General features: G+C 34.8%; 15 protein-coding genes. All 15 read right to left on the bottom strand.

Features of this window, described 5'->3' with window-relative positions; all coding sequences use genetic code 11:
- Positions 1–3: 3 nt before the first annotated feature.
- The gene (locus KA856_RS08500; RefSeq protein ID WP_046208718.1) at positions 4–138 is read right to left on the bottom strand and encodes a beta-class phenol-soluble modulin; all 135 of its coding nucleotides are present in this window, start codon (positions 136–138) and stop codon (positions 4–6) included.
- Between the two features lie 30 nt (positions 139–168).
- Positions 169–303 carry a beta-class phenol-soluble modulin gene (locus tag KA856_RS08505; RefSeq protein ID WP_019469301.1) on the bottom strand — a complete coding sequence of 45 codons (135 nt, stop codon included), beginning with the start codon at positions 301–303 and terminating at the stop codon, positions 169–171.
- 1,020 nt (positions 304–1,323) lie between these two features.
- Positions 1,324–1,449 carry a hypothetical protein gene (locus KA856_RS14010; protein WP_281060396.1) on the bottom strand — a complete coding sequence of 42 codons (126 nt, stop codon included), beginning with the start codon at positions 1,447–1,449 and terminating at the stop codon, positions 1,324–1,326.
- Positions 1,450–1,821: 372 nt separating this feature from the next.
- On the bottom strand, positions 1,822–3,246 hold the full coding sequence (locus KA856_RS08510; RefSeq protein WP_210138596.1) for an SH3 domain-containing protein: 1,425 nt from the start codon (positions 3,244–3,246) through the stop codon (positions 1,822–1,824).
- Positions 3,236–3,709: a phage holin gene (locus KA856_RS08515; protein ID WP_210138597.1), complete on the bottom strand. Its 474-nt coding sequence runs from the start codon at positions 3,707–3,709 to the stop codon at positions 3,236–3,238. The genes KA856_RS08510 and KA856_RS08515 overlap by 11 nt, the downstream gene beginning before the upstream one ends.
- Before the next feature lie 41 nt (positions 3,710–3,750).
- Entirely contained in the window at positions 3,751–4,149 is a 399-nt protein-coding gene (locus KA856_RS08520) for a hypothetical protein (RefSeq protein WP_210138598.1), read from the bottom strand.
- On the bottom strand, positions 4,136–4,558 hold the full coding sequence (locus tag KA856_RS08525) for a hypothetical protein (RefSeq protein ID WP_210138599.1): 423 nt from the start codon (positions 4,556–4,558) through the stop codon (positions 4,136–4,138). Before KA856_RS08525 ends, KA856_RS08520 begins: the two co-directional genes overlap by 14 nt.
- A 37-nt stretch (positions 4,559–4,595) precedes the next feature.
- Complete coding sequence (locus KA856_RS08530) at positions 4,596–4,748, bottom strand: XkdX family protein (RefSeq protein WP_207021306.1); 153 nt, start codon at positions 4,746–4,748, stop codon at positions 4,596–4,598.
- A gap of 3 nt (positions 4,749–4,751) precedes the next feature.
- Entirely contained in the window at positions 4,752–5,153 is a 402-nt protein-coding gene (locus KA856_RS08535; protein WP_210138600.1) for a hypothetical protein, read from the bottom strand.
- 14 nt (positions 5,154–5,167) lie between these two features.
- Positions 5,168–6,670, bottom strand: a complete 1,503-nt coding sequence (locus tag KA856_RS08540; protein WP_210138601.1) for a BppU family phage baseplate upper protein — start codon at positions 6,668–6,670, stop codon at positions 5,168–5,170.
- Between the two features lie 13 nt (positions 6,671–6,683).
- Positions 6,684–9,299, bottom strand: coding sequence for a peptidase G2 autoproteolytic cleavage domain-containing protein (locus KA856_RS08545; RefSeq protein ID WP_210138602.1), 2,616 nt, complete (start codon positions 9,297–9,299; stop codon positions 6,684–6,686).
- Positions 9,300–9,315: 16 nt separating this feature from the next.
- On the bottom strand, positions 9,316–9,924 hold the full coding sequence (locus KA856_RS08550; RefSeq protein WP_210138603.1) for a hypothetical protein: 609 nt from the start codon (positions 9,922–9,924) through the stop codon (positions 9,316–9,318).
- Positions 9,917–11,506, bottom strand: coding sequence for a prophage endopeptidase tail family protein (locus KA856_RS08555; RefSeq protein ID WP_210138604.1), 1,590 nt, complete (start codon positions 11,504–11,506; stop codon positions 9,917–9,919). Before KA856_RS08555 ends, KA856_RS08550 begins: the two co-directional genes overlap by 8 nt.
- 9 nt (positions 11,507–11,515) lie before the next feature.
- Positions 11,516–12,343 carry a phage tail domain-containing protein gene (locus KA856_RS08560; protein ID WP_204174266.1) on the bottom strand — a complete coding sequence of 276 codons (828 nt, stop codon included), beginning with the start codon at positions 12,341–12,343 and terminating at the stop codon, positions 11,516–11,518.
- A gap of 1 nt (position 12,344) precedes the next feature.
- Positions 12,345–17,126, bottom strand: coding sequence for a tape measure protein (locus KA856_RS08565; protein WP_210138605.1), 4,782 nt, complete (start codon positions 17,124–17,126; stop codon positions 12,345–12,347).
- Positions 17,127–17,149: the final 23 nt, after the last annotated feature.

Consider the following 17,149-nt stretch of genomic DNA (forward strand, 5'->3'; position numbering starts at 1 on the left):
ATTTTAAAATCCGAAAAGTTTACCTAGTAAACCTGCACCACTTGAAACGATATCTACAATACTTGTACCTAATTCTGAACCGTTACCTGATTTTGCCGCTTCAACTGTGTTTGCAATTGCCTCTGCTAATTTAGTCATAATTTATATCTCCTTTATTATTTATTTATATTAGAATCCAAATAATTTACTTGCTAAACCTACACCGTTTTCTACGATGCTTACGATACTTGTACCTAATTTAGCACCGTCCCCTGCTATGCCAGCTTGTACTGTATCTTTGATTGCGTTAAATAAACCTTCCATTATAAACACTCCTCATTATATGATAGATGCTTATGACTGTTTTATTATGTTTTAAACGATACTGTTATTTTTTTATTTAATTAAGTATCGTTTGTTATCTATAACTATAAGACATTTACATATAAAATTGTGTTTTATTTCATACTTCATTAAATAATAGTAAAAACTGTAGTGAAAAACACATCATTTTACAGTTTTGAATGCTCAACTGTATTTTGTACAATTCCATGTTATACAACTTAGATGAGAGCCTTTAATTATAATATATATATATATAATTAAACTTACCGAATAATTTAATGCTAATTAAGCTTGCTATGTAATATATCAATGTTTTTAATACGAAAGGTTTTTATTAATTTTACAAATAACATTAAAAATGCGCCACTTCAAATTGAAGTAGCGCAAACGCAAAATAATCATTAAGTTATATATTACCTTATAGTTATATATTAAATACCACTTATTGTTAGACTGAAACATATGTTAATGTCTCAATTATCTATAAATAATTTCAGCATCTTACAAATTTAGATGATTAAGCATTAAATGACAATGTATTTTAATTGTTATAGCCTAATGAGCAAGGGAAAGTTTAAATTCACTATATAAAATAATACTTTTTGACATCATTTTCATATATTATAATGATCATTCACTTTATTCAATATTCAATATCCAATTTCATCTGTAAACTTAGTTTTGCAATGTGCTAATTAACTATATTATGACTTTAATAAACAGTATGTTTGTATCCACTATGTGTGTCAACTATATGTAAATAAAATTTAAAGCAAAATAAAAAGACTGCTGATATATCAGCAGTCTAGTCAGTAAATGCATAAATTAATTTATGTATTTTAACGCTTTTAGTGTCCTGGGAGGGCATTTGTATACTTTCGGATATAATCGAAAACCGTATAACTAAAGGATTTTAGAGTATATACTTTAGAACGGAATAGAACGAAACAGAAACATTTTGACACGTATTTGACACGCGACCCACCTTAATTGGTGGGTTTATTTATGTTCCTTCAATTTTTCTATGTCTTTTTCTAATCGATCTACTTTTACTGATTGCCCATAAAAAGCTAATCCGAAAAATGCCGCTGATAAAGTTAGTAGAATCCATATAAGGTTATCCATGTTTATCACTCCGATTTATCTTTAATTATCTTTCTTTGCTCTTCAATGATAAGTTGCTGTTGTTTGTTAATTTCATCAATACCTTTTTGTAAAATATTTTGAACTTTGTTACAAAAATAACCACCCAGTGACATGTATGGGTGGCGTAGGTTTAAATAAGCGTTAGCTTACAACTACTTTTTAATATGATTTCTACTTTCTCTGATGATGAGAGGCATACTTTCAATTTTAGACACGGAACAGCAAATATTACCGTTCGGAATATACAGTCGGTTCATTACCGCTGCATTTACATTATAACACAAAAAAATAGGGCAAGCACATGAGTGCTTACCCTAGTATGATTACGTGGTATCTACATTATACCACACTTTATGAAATTGTTCCCCATAGTTTTCCTACCGAATGACGTGGCGGAGGTGTGCCATCCCAATTTCTGATTGGAAGGTAGTATCTTTTATTTTTCCATGTATACCCTATCCACACTAACGAATCTTGCAACATTACTTCGTCATAATCACACCATCCACCAGGTTGAAAATCATAAGCATATGGACAACTTCTAAATGGTCCAGTTGTTCTAGCTACAATAGGTTGATTACCATTAGTAAATCTAGCTTTTTCACTCATATACCAAGTACGATGACTGTTACGTTTCCAAGCACCAGCTACTGTTGATTTAGTGTTACTTGCAGAACTAGTTTTTTTAGAAACAGTTGCAGTTGGTATTTTACCATCTTGATAAGCTCTAATTTGCTTAATGAAGTAGTCTTTGAGTTTGAGTTTAATTGCTTGTGAAGGTACGCCTTGTGTCACTGGGTCAAAACCAGAGTGAAGCTTCATTGATCGATGTGGACAGCTAGTTTGTGAAAATTCCATATGAAGTCTCACTGTATTACGATTAGCTTTTAATCCCCACTTGTTTAATAATCTCGCAGCTTCTTGGAACGCTGCCTGCTCATTGGCAAGAAATACTTTATCACTTGCACCAATAGATTGACATATTTCAATACCATATGAATTTTTATTACCGTTCTGATTAGCTGTATGCCACGCTATACGCCCTTCTGGTAATGCTTGGTATACTGTATTTCCACTAATATAAGAATGAGCTACACCAGCTTCTAAACGTGATAAAGGTGCATTAACTAATCCACGATGATATGCTTCTGCAGTAGCGCCTACACTTCCTGCATCATTGTGTAACGTTATTGAAGTCGGCTTATATCCACGATTAGGTAAACGATAACCTTTCACTTCATCTCGAATATAAGTTAATTTCTTCATTTTCTTTTTAGCCGTTGTTTTCTTCTTAGCAGCGGTTTTAGTAGCAGATTGTGCAGAAACTGATTTTGCACCCTCTGATTTGTAATATGGTCTGATAAACCACATTGGATTATCGTAACTTTTTGTTCTTTTAGTAGCTACTTCAGTTTTACTTGCGCCACCACCCAACCAATTCTGCTCGATTACAACAAAGCTGTTTAATGTGGCAGAAATAACGACAGCAACGTGGCCATAACCACCACCATATTTTCTATTCCAAACAACAACGTCACCTGGTTTAGGTAAAAATGATGGTGTGTTCTGATAAACTTTAGCTTCATTAGTAAAATTATTTTTAAAAGGAATATCTGCTGCACCTTCTCCTTTTAAACCGTGACCGAATAGTTGATACCAATAGTAGTTGACACTGTCGAAACATTGCCATCCTGCATAATTATCAAAATCGTACCCTTTTCCTTCTTGTGATTTAACATAAGCAACTGCTTCCTTTTGTGTTAATTTAGCGACCATCTTCATCACTCACTTTCAATACTTCGTCATCGTGGTAACGACTAGCACCACGTTTTAATTCTTCATCATATTCATAATCCGCAACATCAAATTCCACTTCGTCAGTGTCATCAGTGAATGGTTCAGATGTGTCGAATTCTTCGGGCGTTAATTCTTTTCGTTCTGGTGTAACTTTTTCATCACTAACCACTTTCTGATACTCAACTGGATTTTCATTTTCATCACGCGGTTTTGTGTAAGTTTTAGTTATGCCACTGTCCTTCACACCAACTGTAGTAGGATCAGTCACAACGCCTATCCCAACTAAAAACGTAATAATTGCACCTATCAATCCGCTTACTTGTTCAATCTGTGCAGATAAGTCAACACCGAACGCTTCCGTTATTTGCTTAATGAATAGTAAAATCGCACCCACAATAGCTGTGAGTGTTGCTTTGTTTTTAAGTCTTAATATAAAATTCATAGTTTACCTCCATAATAAAAAGCCGACACATATGTGCCGACTTATTTAAAGAAAATGTTTGCTACCAAAGTGATAAGTGGTACTAATACAACACCTGCAAATCCTAACCAGTAGCCAATTACTTCTCTGTTTCCTTTTGCTTCTGCTTCTACAGTTCCTTGCAAACTTTTAATTTCTTTCTCGTGACTTTTTGTTTCGTATTCTAAATCAGTTACCCTAGTTCCTACCGTTGATAATGATTCACTCATTTTTTCTAAATGTTTTTCTGACCTGGATTGCGATTCGAATGCCTTCTCTTGTAGCAATGTCTGTCTATCTATTTTATTCAACAAACTATTAAAGTTTTCTGTGTGTTTGTTATCTACTTCGTTTATGCGTTCGTGTATCTTGCCTCTTGATTTTTCCCACTCGTGTCTTAGCACATATTTATCTTCGTCCATAAATACCCAAACCACCTAAGAAACCGACAAATCCGAGCCATGCCGTCATGATAATCATTTGTGCTGGGGTTAGCAAATTAAGGGCGTTATACACAGCTGCCGACGACATTAAGAAGTGTATGATGGCACTTCCTAACCCACCTATTAACATAAAGTGATCCGAAATATTATTCACAGATCGTTTGCCGAAAAACAAACTTGATAGAATCAGACAAGTACCGAATACAAGCAGTAACAAACCCCAAATCCAAATAGGCATAACGTCATTTAACGCTTGATAAAAAGCGCTCTCTTTGATTACATTTCCAGGGTTTACAAACCAGTAGAGGCCTCGTACATCTACAAACACGCCTAATCCAAATAAGGATAATGTGGCTAGTTTGTCACGTATTGTAAAATGTTCATTCATGCGTTCACCCACTTTTTATAAAATAAAAACCACAAGCCTAAGCCTGTGGTTGTTCTGGATATTCTTCACCTGTGATTTTTTTATATTCTTCTTTCGTCAATGCGTCTAACTCCACATAAGTTTGAATATCTTCATTTGTGTAGCAGTTAATGTCATAAAAATATTTGATTGAATCAAATCCTGGATACATAATTTATTCCCCTTTCAATTTAGCGATTTCAAGCATAGTTTGAGCTTGTTGTTCTTCTAACTGTTGCATACGCTTTTCTTTTTTAGTTAATTCTTTTAAAGTTTCTGCTTGTTCTTTTTGAGACTTTACTAATTGATTAGCTGTCTTGGTTACTTGCATTTGTGCTTGGGCCAACATCATTTCATTAGCACTAGGAACATGAGGTTCTCTTTCAGGTAAACTTTTCTCATACTCCTCTTTCGTAGCACCAACCCACTCATTACCATTAAAATAGAACGGACTGTATATACCTTCTGGAGGAGCTACCTCAGTCCATTCATCATTAGGATAATCATATTCTCCATCTTCATTTCTAAATGCTAAATAAGGTGTTCCATCATATAAAAATACTTGTTTGAAATCCATTTTTCACTCTCCTTCTAGTCTAACCAACTAATTTCTCCGTATAGATAATGACCATCATCGCTACTCCACTCTGCACTATTACTAATATACACTTTTACCTCTCCAGTATTTTCAACAATAATACTAGTTCCATTGTGAGCTAACGGTGCTCTTATAAATCCTACTTGTACATTTTTACAAAAGTTAGGAGGTAGTTGTGCTATAACTTGTCCCTGTGTAACATTAGAACCATTTATTCTTAAATGTCTTTCTGTTACCTCACCACGTTTTATAGTTCTATAAGCAGAACCATAACCATTACGAGGACCACCGTAATCATAAGCACTATTAGTTTTAGCACCGTTTATTAAATTAAATGGTACCCAACCAGTGTCGGTTTGGTTGTTTGATATTTCTTTCCAACCAAACCATTCGTTGTAATATCTGTTAACAAACAATCTATCTTGGTTATAAGGTTGGAAGTAAATTATTTTTATAGTGCCTCTTTGTAGAACCGTTAAGAAACCACTTACTCCATTTGGTGAATTTTTTGGAGCTGCTGCATAATATTCACCGGGAGTTAAACCACTTAAATATGTCGGATCTCCTAAATCCACAGGACTAGTCAAAATAAAACTTGTTCCGTCATCATTTGTTAGTTTATACTTCTGCCAATTTAAATTACCTATCTCTTCATCTAATATTTGAGGTGATAAGAAACCATTGTCAGTTACTGTCTGATTAAATTCTGTAACTTTAGTGTCTACATGTTCTGTAGCTTCAGTTGCTTTAGCTGTAATACTATTAATAGAAGTGTCTGCTGTGTCCTCTAAGCTTGATTTAGCATTATTAGCTGTAGTAGTTATATCTTCTGTAGCATCATCTTTAACTTTAGTTAAATCAGTTTTAGCCTGAGCAATGTATGCTTGAATATCTGATTTACCATCAGCAACAATAGCATTAAGTGTTTCGATACCTTGTTGTAATACTGATTCCATTTCTGCTACATAGTCTGCACCGTTAGCTATAGCTTCTTCAATATCTCTTACTTTCTGTTCGATACGCATTTTAAGTTGGTCGAACATACGAATATACTCAATCTTAGTAAATGAAGAAATCTTGTTAATTAATGCATCTGCTACTTCAAAATTAAACTCTCTAAATACAGCTACTTCATTATATTTAGGATTACCATCTACATTATTAACACCAATATAAACTTGTCCTTTAACTTTTGTTGATGTGCTAGCTTGCAAGAACTCTTTATCTAAGGTGATTGTCACAATACCATTGAATGAATCTTCTATTTCTAATTCAATTACATCTGAAGCACTTCCATTGCTAGATTCAAAGTAAGCGTAAGCTGTTAAGTTATTTTCATGAATTAATAAAGGTCCTTTTTCATTGCTTAATTGAAATCTTAATATTGCTGTGTTTTCATCTAAATTATAAAAACCTACTCCCAAATCGGAAATAGGTTTTAAATAAGGTTCAGATTTTAATTTAAATAAGGCTTTTTTATCTATGCCATTAGCCATTTATTTGTCCTCCTTATTTGATTAATACTACTGCCACGCCATAACCTTTTTCAGAATTATAAGGCGTAGTTATTTCTAGTACTCTATAGAAACCATTCACGTTATCTTTAGTACCGATACCTTTATTAGGTTTGATATAGTCGTTCTCTGATACTGTTGAATCAATACGAGTATATACTTGCCCTACAAGACCTACTACGTTCCATTCAGGACGTTGCGAACGGTCTATATATTTATTATCTGATTCTTTCCAATCAGGGTTAGGGATAGGAAGTTCTACTTCTTCTGAGTACCAATTACCTTCGTCATCTTCCCATTTTTTAGTGGTCCATTCGGTTTGCGTAACACCAAATTCATCTTTTAAGAATTTTTCTTTGTGATGGAACATTTGGTCACCAAGAATAACCCCTGCTGTTCCTGAAATAACTCCGATAGGTGTATCATTTGAATTAGCTTTACGGACATATCTTCCATCAAGTGTAACTAAATATCCGTTAGGTATTTCTTGTCCTGATTGAGATTCAAAATACTCTGCATAGTCACCTGTACTATTTCCTGAAGTTATTTTCCCTTTGAAATATGCGTTACCACTAATAGGTCTAAACTCTATACCAGTGTTTTCAGTTGAAGGTCCATCTGTACCATAGCCCATTGCTACAGTGTAGTTTTTATCTACCTTCATACCTCTTGAGTTTAATATAGTCTGTGTATGATTTCCGTTAGTAGTCTCTGATTCCAGTGAGTTAAGTACAGCACTACGTGAACCCCATGCATGTGAATTAGCACCCGAACCAGCTACCCATGAACGAGCACTGTGTGCAAATGAACCACCAGTAGAAGCAAATATTGCAGAACGGTTAGCTAAAGCAGAAGAACCAGTCGTACCTCCGTTAAAACCACCTTTTAAGAAAGTAGGTACTGTGGCATACTCATTTCCACCAATTACTGCTGGATTTTTATAATTATCTGCATGACAACCAATTATTTCAGCAGTGTGATTATATAATTCTATGCCATTACCGGTTCCTTGACCTTGTATATTTGCATTAATAATTCGAATATCATATAATCCTGCACCACCAGCTATACCAATATTTTGAGATGAGTTCCAAATATTTGCATTAGTGACAGTGAATTTTTTACCTCTATTTTTACCACCAAATAATTTAATATCAGTAGAAGCATTTTTAAAACCAGTTACGTTAATACCATTAAACATAACATTTTCTGCCATAAATTGTACGGCGATAACAGGCTGATTTGCTGCGAATTTACCATCACCAATAGCACTAAAGTTGTTGATTTGTACATTTCTATAAGCTGCTATTACTAAAGCACGTGGCGAAGTATTTGGATAAACTTTGTTATCATAAGGTTCAATTGCTGTACAGTTGTTCAACATTAAACTGTGAGCTGTTTTAGATTTAGCATCTCCTGCTCTGTGATGTCCGATATGTCTTAAGTTATAAGCACGTGAATCGTGAATACTCATATGATTACTGATTAAAACGTTATTAGGAGCTGATGCAGGAGCATGGGCTTTAACTTCGATACCTCCATAGTTCATTTCAGTCATGTTATTATCTAACATTACATGTTGTGAGCCATCGTCAATTTCAAAACCGTTATTGTTACCTCCACCAGTAGCATGATGCGAATAATTATTAGTGATTAACAAGTATCTTGAATGGTGGGTAGTAATACCATCATCACCAAAACCACTAGCTTCACAATTATCGATATGAATATATTTACTTTCTAAAGCTTCATTAACTCTTACTCCATCACCTTGATAGAAATAATCATCGTTGGCATAAGTAATATCAAAACCATGTAATAATGCATCAATTGATTTAATGTTGTTTGCAAAGCCATGTTTAACACCAGCAAACCTAACGTTAGACGATAATGATCCTCCTGCCGCATTGAACTTCTTGTTCTGTCTCCACTTATTGCCGTTGACTGTAAAATCTTTGATACCGATATTGTGAGCATTGCCTGACATATCTTCATTAGTAATTACAATGTTCTCAGCAGGTGTTTCATCTGCAAATTTAATTGTAGTAATATCTTTACCTTCACCTGATAATACAGTGTTATTTGGTAATTTAATTCCAGTAACTTTGTAAGTACCTGCTGTCATATGAACGTGAACGTTGCCACCTCGTACAGCCTGCTTAAAAGCTTCAGTAGAATCTTGTTCACCTGTTGGATCTGCACCGTAATCATTTACGTTTACAATACGTTCAATCTTCTTATTAAGGTAGTTAAAGTTTTCTTCCATTTTGTTCTTAATGATTTCAAAATCATATTTTAAACGTTTAGATAATAGAGGTTGATTAGTACCATCTAAAGCTGTTCTACTATCTTTAATTTCTTCTATACCGTCACCATTATGACCAATAACTAAGCCCTCAATACGTCCATCTTGATAAGTTAATTCATCATGAACATTCGAGAGCTTGTAATCAATCTGTTTTGAGTTGTGAGCATGTTTTTCTTCTTCTCTATGATACTTCATATCTTCATTAAGATACTTATAGTTATCTAAGATACGTTTAAAGTTTTCTACTGTTTTATATCTAAATTTTTGACCTAGTTCAATAGGGAAGTCTATATATAGTTTCATTTATCTTACTCCTTTTTTATTCCAGCCAAGTAAACTCTTGGTAGAGCCAATTAGTTTTGGATTGGTCGTCAGGATGGATATAAGCCATGACCTTACCATCTTTTAAACATTCAACTGTTACTGGAGACCTGCTACCATTTTGTCTAGCCATGAATGACTGGTTGTCAGTGACAAAGCCTGCGGGTATTTGAGCTATTTGCATACTACTTCCTGTAATATTAGACACATTTAATCTAATAGAACGGACAAGAAATCTCTTTGGCATTAAACTATTGCCTACTCTAACCTCTCTAACACCACTTTTAAAGCCCGTTGAAACAGCATTATTTTTATTAGCTGTAGGTATTGAAATATCTACCCAACCAGTATCACCTACCGTATCCTTCATTGCTAAGTCAAATGTTTTAATAGCTTTATCATTTTCTTCTATAATTTTTTGTTGTTTTGCTATCGTTCCATTAGCTTCTGTGATTAAAGTATTCATTTGGTTAATCTTGTCATTTATATCAGTTAATGCATTATCTGTGTTTTCTTGGTTCCAACCTTGTACAGCATCTATATGTGTTACTGGATAATAAACCTCGTTATCATTATCTTTTAAATATCTGTGGTTAATCTCAGCCATCTGTTAATGTCACCCCCACAATATCCGAATAGTTTTCAGGCATAGCAAATGATGTTCCACCTAGTGAACCACCTCTTACTAAATTGTTTACTTTTTTAATATTTCTACTTATACCCTGTTGTATTTTTATAATATCTGTTGGTGAATTGCTGAAATCAACTTCCACTGGTTCATTTACTAATGGATGTGAAGCAGTGATTTTAACAACTTTTAAATCTAAGTTATAGCCTAAGGGTTGATGGATAAACCTTATAGTATTATTTTCTTTAATATCATCATGTCCAATATAATGCTTATCTTCGACAGAACCTAAATAGTTTGTTGATACTTCAACAGTTGGTTGGTCATTAAGTTCGTCTTTTATTTTTTTTAATAATTCTTCTTTATCTAACGCGTTATCATCAAACACTGTCGGCGCTTCTGAAAAACCAAAAGCGTCTATATTTGGCGATTTATATTCAGCATAAGCATGATAAATGTCAGCACCTTTCAATACCGCAGTAATATTTAAAACTGTAGACTTCTCTGTGCCAACATACATACAAGGTTTTGACTTTTTATAGTCTATACCAGGTTTGGCTCCTCTGTATACCGCTTTAAATGTGTGGTTACCTTTTGATAAATTTCTTGCAACAACTATCTTCTCGCTTGTAGCTGTTTTACTATAACATTCATATCGTCCAACTAACTCATTGTCTAAATAAATATCGAGTAAACCACCTTTAGCCATTTTTTTCAATGTCCATTCAAGTGTTTCGTTTCCCCATTTACAGTTAAATGTTTTATTGTAACTTGCCCCAACAGTTTCGGTTCTCCAAGTACCATCCTTAATAAATGTTCCTGAGTAACTTAAGTCTTTAGGTTTCATAGGTTTATAGTTCTTAGTTTCAGCTTTTGTTTTCTTCTTGCCATAACCTTGAATGTAAGTTTTAACATCAGTTGTAGTAATTGTTGCTTGCACTTCACTTGAATTATATTTGTAGATTAACGGTATATCTGCCATTTTATAAAAAGTTGCTTCATCGTAGATGTAAATTTTCTTATTGTCGGCAAAATAAATATAATTGAATAATTCAGCACCCTCTGTAAGAAATTCCATGCCATTTTTGTTACCTAATTCATCAATTTCAACACGTTTATTAAATGTGCCTTTAATCTCATAGGTAAATCCTAGCTTGTTACCTTTAAAGCCAAAATCAAGATATTGTTCGAGCGTCATTGTGGGCTTGCTTTCTTCATCCGTCGTTTCTTCACTATTCATTTTTTCATTTTCTAAATCTTTCTGAATGTAATGATTTTGAAACTCCATAAATATATGTTTGGCAGTCACATCATTAGATACAATTGCACCATCATATTTAACAGAAGTTGATTTAATAACATATTCCTGACCTTTCCAAAGTATCAACATTTCATTCAACATTGCGTCAAAAATGTCAGAATTAGATGTTGTCTTAAATATAGTGAAAGCAACAGAACGTTCATTATTCTTTTCATATTCATATTTGAATGAACCGAAATCAAAATCGGTTAATATTTCACCGTATGTGTCTTTTTTATTTTTCAAAACTAAACTTTCCAATTCATTCACCTACCTATATATGAAAGGGAATATCCATTGTGTCTGAACGTTACTGATATTCTCGCCAATGATTTCTATGTTATTGAAACCTTCATCTAATGTGAGCCATTGCCAATTGGTATCTATGCCAACGCGTTTGTTGTTTATGAACGGATGTACACCATCTAGTGTAAAACGTTGATTGCTCTTAATAGCTTTCTTGTATTCGAACACATCGCCCGTTGTTGTGTTTTTTATTTTGAAACCTTTCGGCGCATTTAGATTGATTAACACTTTCAGTTTGTGTCTAAGTAATGGATTAATCGTATCTGTTGAGCCATTATAGATTTTAAAACTTGTCGTAGTGTGTTTGTATTTGATTTCATTATCAGATAACACACCAGCCTCAAATTGCCAATCTCCGCTAGATAAACTGAATTGACTTGTGTCTTTTAATGATTCTGAATAACCTTTGAATACAACGAAAGTTACTTTAAAAGTAGCAAATGAATTAGTTAAATTTTCATTATCATTACTATCACAATACACTGCGTATTTTTTACCAGGTGCATCACTGTGCCACACATAATATGGTTCACGTTGGTATAAAATGTTTCTTATTTTCTGTTTATACAGTTTCAAATCTTTAGTATCTAACCCTTTAAATGAAAAGTTTAAAACTAAATTAAAAGGACCGAACGTAGTCGGTCCCATAAGTACTCCATCAGTACCATTAATTTCAGTTGTGTTTGCTTTAACTTCCACATCTTCTTCAATGTGATCTAAGAATAATAAGTTGGGTGTATCGGTTAGCTTAATGTCAAAATTATCATTAAATAACCTTACTTCTTTTTTCAAACTAGAAAGCACCTCCCATGTTGTATGCCATCATTTGCGCTCGTTTACCTTGCGCCTTACTCATATCTTGCTCACTCACACCTGTAGGTTTCTGCTCTAAACGTTGGTTACTAGCTACAAGTTGTGTTAGTAATTCAACTTGTCTTTGTGTAGCTTCTAACTGCCTAGCCATAACATTCATCATTTCATTGTCGTTATTGTTGCTAGTAGAAGGTGTACGCATTTGATTAGGGCGTTTGTTTTTCTTATTACCTTCTATTCTTTGAGTAGCAATAGCAAGTAGTTTCATAGCATCTGATTGTCTACTTGGGTCTGTAGGTATTACAAATTCTGGATGTCCTTCTTCTGCTAAGTTATATAATCCGGATGAATTAATTAAACCTCCTGTAGCGTATGGTAGACCATGACCGATTTGGCTCAACATACCACTTTTACCGTATCTAGCTTTTGCATATCGCATACCTGCTATTAAGTTATCTAACGGATTCCAAATATTGCCATGACCAGGTAATTTATATTGATTGAACGTTCCTGGCTTAACTTGTACCAATCCAGACGCACCACTAGGGTTTTTAGCTTTTGGATTAAATGTAGACTCTGTGTTAGCTTGACTTTGCCATGCTTTAATGTATTTGCTAGTTTGTGGCAATCCAGCCATACCTAAAGCTTTTTTAATTGTGCTGCCATATTTACCACCAGCTTTGCCACCGCCGCCATCATTAGTTTTTAACCATTTTAACGGGTCAATTGGCTTTCCATTTTTTTGAACTTCAAAGTGTAAGTGTGGTCCTGATGAACGACCACTGTTACCAGATACACCTAAATAGTCACCTGGTTTTACATTTTTATTTCCACTAAATGCGTGTTTCCTCATGTGACCATAGATAACTTTCGTTGCACCTTTAACAATGTCAACCATGTTACCAAAGCCACCGTTCCAACCTTTACGAGCAGTAGCTTTACCAGCTAGAACTGAATATAGTTTGTCATATCTATATCCAATATCGACACCCATATGTGGTCCTGCAAAAGGATAGCCTGGCGCTCTACCATGTGGACTGAACGGGAAGTTAATACCTTTAGAAAGGTCTATATATCCTCCGTCACCTTCTGCAGCATCTGCCATCCATGAAGTGAATGTGTCTATAGCAGCTTTTTTAAGTTTGCCGTACATACCTTTCATCATGTTATAAGGTAGCTCTGCTGCTTTTTTAATTCCAAAGCCGTCTAAGTCTAATCCTACACCTTCAAGAACTTTGTCGAGTAATTTACCTGGTTTGTCTATCCAGTCCATTACATCGCCAATTTTATCTTCCATCCATTTCTTACCTTTGGCTGCAGTTTCCAGTGTTTTATTAACCACTGCTTTACCACTGTCTACAACTTTACCAGTAGCAACTTTTGTGCCTGCCTTTATACCAGTAGCTACGTCGCCGAAGAAGTTATCCCCTTTCTTTTTCTTCTTAGGCTTTTTGTTAGATAAAGTACCATTAGCAAATTTAGGCAATCCACTTAACATAGAATGCGTCTGCATACCATTCATAACAGATGAACCTTTAGGTAGGAACGCTGTTGTATCTTTATTAGGTGTAAGTGCCATTTTACCGTTCGGATAACGAATAGCTTCGTGTCTGAAACCACCAGGACCATTTCCACGTCCTTTATCACCAACAGTGGCAAATGTATCACGGTTTATTTTACCGTTTGTTACAACGTTTTGTGTATGCGTAGATTCTGTACCAGTGTGTAATTTGACATCAGGTAAGGGGTCCATATTTAACTTTTTACCTACCCAGTTTACCCCTTTGATTAATCCGTTTAATCCTTTTTCTACTCCACCAAGCATACCTTTAAAGAAACCTTTAATTTTTCCTGTAACCGACTTGATAGCGTCACCCATTTTGTTCATGACACCAGTTACTTTGTTCTTCATTCCAGTAACTAAATTTACTGTACTATTCTTGATGCCTTGCCACTTTTTAGACATGAAACCGCCGACGGAATTCATCGTGTTACGTGTTCCTTTAGATAAAGAACCCCAAGCGCCTTTCACACCAGACCACAAGGCTTTAGCTTTATTTACTGTGCCAGATTTAATACCATTCCATTTGGAACTCATGAAATTGCCTACTGCCTTGAATGTATTAGTTGTGCCTTTTTTAAGATTGTTCCAAGCGCCTTTCACACCAGACCACAAGGCTTTGGCTTTATTTACCACTGAATTTTTTATACCAGTCCATTTTTTAGAAAGCCAAGTGCTTACGGCAGAAATAATTTTAATTGTTCCGCCTTTTAAAGCATTCCATGTATTTTTGACACCTGTCCATAATGCTTTAGCTCTATTAACGACGCTATTTTTAATAGAAAGCCACTTTTTGATTATCCAAACAGCAACAGCAGCCATGATTTTTATAGTTCCATTTTTAAGAGCATTCCATGCACTTTTAACACCGTTCCATAAAGATTTAGCTTTATTTACAACACCATTTCTTATTGACAACCATTTTTTGATTATCCATACAGCTATCGCAGCCATAATTTTAATTGTGCCAGTTCTTAAAATGTTCCAAGTTGCTTTAACACCACTCCATAATCCTTTAACTTTATTAACTACAGAGTCTTTGATTGCTTGCCATTTTTTGCCTACCCATGTGCCTAAAACAGTAAAAATAGCTTTTGTACCTGTCCAAAGATTTAGAAATATTTGTTTTGTTCTAACCCACATGCCTTTGGCAAAAGCTATAACTTGTCCTACAAAAGACACTTTGAATATGCCTACAATTATTTTTATAAATCCACTGAATATCTGTTTTACACCAGACCACATCAATTGGAAATTACCTGTAAGTAATCCTGCGAAAATCTTAACGACACCTAGTATGATGTCAACTGCACCAGTGATTATACCTTTAATTCCTTCGAATGTGTTTCTGATCATTGCTTTAATTCCAGGCATCACAAAATCAACAATTGCTTTAATTGCATACATTACTGTTGAGAAAACGGGTTGTAATGTTTTTAGTGCATTTCCAACATCACTAAAAGCTGGGCCAAATTGTTCGGATAACATTGTTATAATTTCTTTCCCAGCATCATTTATTTGTTGGAAAACAGTTTTAACAATATCCCATATTGCAGCTAGTACTGGTTTTAGAACATTCCATAATACAATGAATCCATTTTTTATTGCTTCTAAAACTCCATTTACAATATTTCTAAATGTTTCTGACTTTTGGTAAGCAATGACAAACGCAGTACCTAAAGCAACTACACCAGCTACTATCCATCCAACTGGTCCGGAGAATAATCCGATGGCGGCACCAAGTTTAGGAAACACCGCTTTCAATCCACCTAGCAAGCTTCCTGCTTCTTTTGATGCAAATGCGACCTTACCTATTCCACCAGCTAATTGGCCAAATGTTGTAAACATACCACCAGTAACAACTGCTAACTTTCCAAAAACAGTTAATAATGGGCCAACTGCTACTAAAGTTATTGCTAACCATTTAGCAATGCCACCAAATACTTTTTGAGTAGAACTATCAAGACCATTCCACCAGTTAATTAAATTTTTAATCCCGTTTCCGATTGCAGCAAAAGCGTTTCCTAGTTTTTCTCCAGATTCAGCAGCCCATTGTTTAGCTCCTGGTGATTTGAGCATCTTTTCAAACTCATGAAGTCCACCCTTAGCCTGTTGGAATGTGCTACTAAGAAATGCCTCACCAATTTGTCCAATATAGGCTTTAGTGTTTTGCATCATACCTTTCCATGATTTAGAATAAGCATTTGCCATTCCACCTGCGAAGTCGTCCATTACAGTTAAGAACTCTTTCGAACTAACTTCACCATTAGTGACCATTTCTCTAAACGCATCATATGAAACGCCTAAATGTTTAGCCATAGCATTACTAAATCCAGGCATACCTTCTTCAACCATATTCAGTTCTTGTGTCATAAGTTTACCCTGACCTTGTACACGGTTGAATATCATAGCCATTTCACTCACTGGCCTGTTACTACCGACTGCAGCATCACCAACAAGCTTGATGTATTTCTCTAATTCTTTACCTTCTTTTACACCTGCTGCTAATGCACCTGCTGCTACGTCAGTACCTTCTGCCATTGTGGTCATACCACCCTCAATAGCTTTCGATACTTGGTCAGTGATTGAGCCAACCTCTTTCGTTGAATATCCTAGTCCTTCGAGTTTAGCCTTTGCACTATCTAAACCAACTAATCTGTCGAAACCTAGCTTAGCTGTGATACCAGCCATCGCAGTTCCAGCAACTAATGCTGGCTTAGTAATACTGTTTGTTAGAGAGCCTCCTACATCTTGTGCTTTTTGCCCTACACCTTGCATGCTAGTTCCTATACTTCTAAACGAATTACTTAATCGTCCAGCCATAGAAAAGTTTTCTCTATAGTACTGATTTAAACGACTATATTCGTCTTTCATAGCATTAATAGCATTAGCTTGCTTGTTATACTCTGTTTGCAACCTAACCGCTTTAGCACTGTTTGCACCTTGTGATTGTGCTACTTGTTTATATTGTTTTTCTAGTTCGTTTAAATTAGAAGTACCAACTTTAATAGATTTGTCGAGATCATTCATTCTTGCTTTATAAGATGATGCACTCTTTTCACCATATTTAAAGTTGTTACTAGATAATTTTAAACTAGAGTTCAATGACCTAAACTCACGCTTAATACCAGCTAGTGTTTTACTAACTCCCATGTCACGCATGGATAGGTCAATCTGTAACCCTTTTATTCTTTCTGCCATTACTCCACCTCCTTACTTGTGAG

This window comes from Staphylococcus sp. GDB9P120P (assembly GCF_017893435.1).
Taxonomy (GTDB): domain Bacteria; phylum Bacillota; class Bacilli; order Staphylococcales; family Staphylococcaceae; genus Staphylococcus; species Staphylococcus cohnii.

What these genes read in the sequence shown, in the direction of transcription:
- KA856_RS08520 (WP_210138598.1), bottom strand. Translation starts at nt 4,149, where the DNA reads ATGGACGAAGATAAATATGTGCTAAGACACGAGTGGGAAAAATCAAGA.
- KA856_RS08565 (WP_210138605.1), bottom strand. Translation starts at nt 17,126, where the DNA reads ATGGCAGAAAGAATAAAAGGGTTACAGATTGACCTATCCATGCGTGAC.
- KA856_RS08525 (WP_210138599.1), bottom strand. Translation starts at nt 4,558, where the DNA reads ATGAATGAACATTTTACAATACGTGACAAACTAGCCACATTATCCTTA.
- KA856_RS08505 (WP_019469301.1), bottom strand. Translation starts at nt 303, where the DNA reads ATGGAAGGTTTATTTAACGCAATCAAAGATACAGTACAAGCTGGCATA.
- KA856_RS08530 (WP_207021306.1), bottom strand. Translation starts at nt 4,748, where the DNA reads ATGTATCCAGGATTTGATTCAATCAAATATTTTTATGACATTAACTGC.
- KA856_RS08540 (WP_210138601.1), bottom strand. Translation starts at nt 6,670, where the DNA reads ATGGCTAATGGCATAGATAAAAAAGCCTTATTTAAATTAAAATCTGAA.
- KA856_RS08535 (WP_210138600.1), bottom strand. Translation starts at nt 5,153, where the DNA reads ATGGATTTCAAACAAGTATTTTTATATGATGGAACACCTTATTTAGCA.
- KA856_RS08550 (WP_210138603.1), bottom strand. Translation starts at nt 9,924, where the DNA reads ATGGCTGAGATTAACCACAGATATTTAAAAGATAATGATAACGAGGTT.
- KA856_RS08510 (WP_210138596.1), bottom strand. Translation starts at nt 3,246, where the DNA reads ATGGTCGCTAAATTAACACAAAAGGAAGCAGTTGCTTATGTTAAATCA.
- KA856_RS08515 (WP_210138597.1), bottom strand. Translation starts at nt 3,709, where the DNA reads ATGAATTTTATATTAAGACTTAAAAACAAAGCAACACTCACAGCTATT.
- KA856_RS08545 (WP_210138602.1), bottom strand. Translation starts at nt 9,299, where the DNA reads ATGAAACTATATATAGACTTCCCTATTGAACTAGGTCAAAAATTTAGA.
- KA856_RS08500 (WP_046208718.1), bottom strand. Translation starts at nt 138, where the DNA reads ATGACTAAATTAGCAGAGGCAATTGCAAACACAGTTGAAGCGGCAAAA.
- KA856_RS14010 (WP_281060396.1), bottom strand. Translation starts at nt 1,449, where the DNA reads ATGGATAACCTTATATGGATTCTACTAACTTTATCAGCGGCATTTTTC.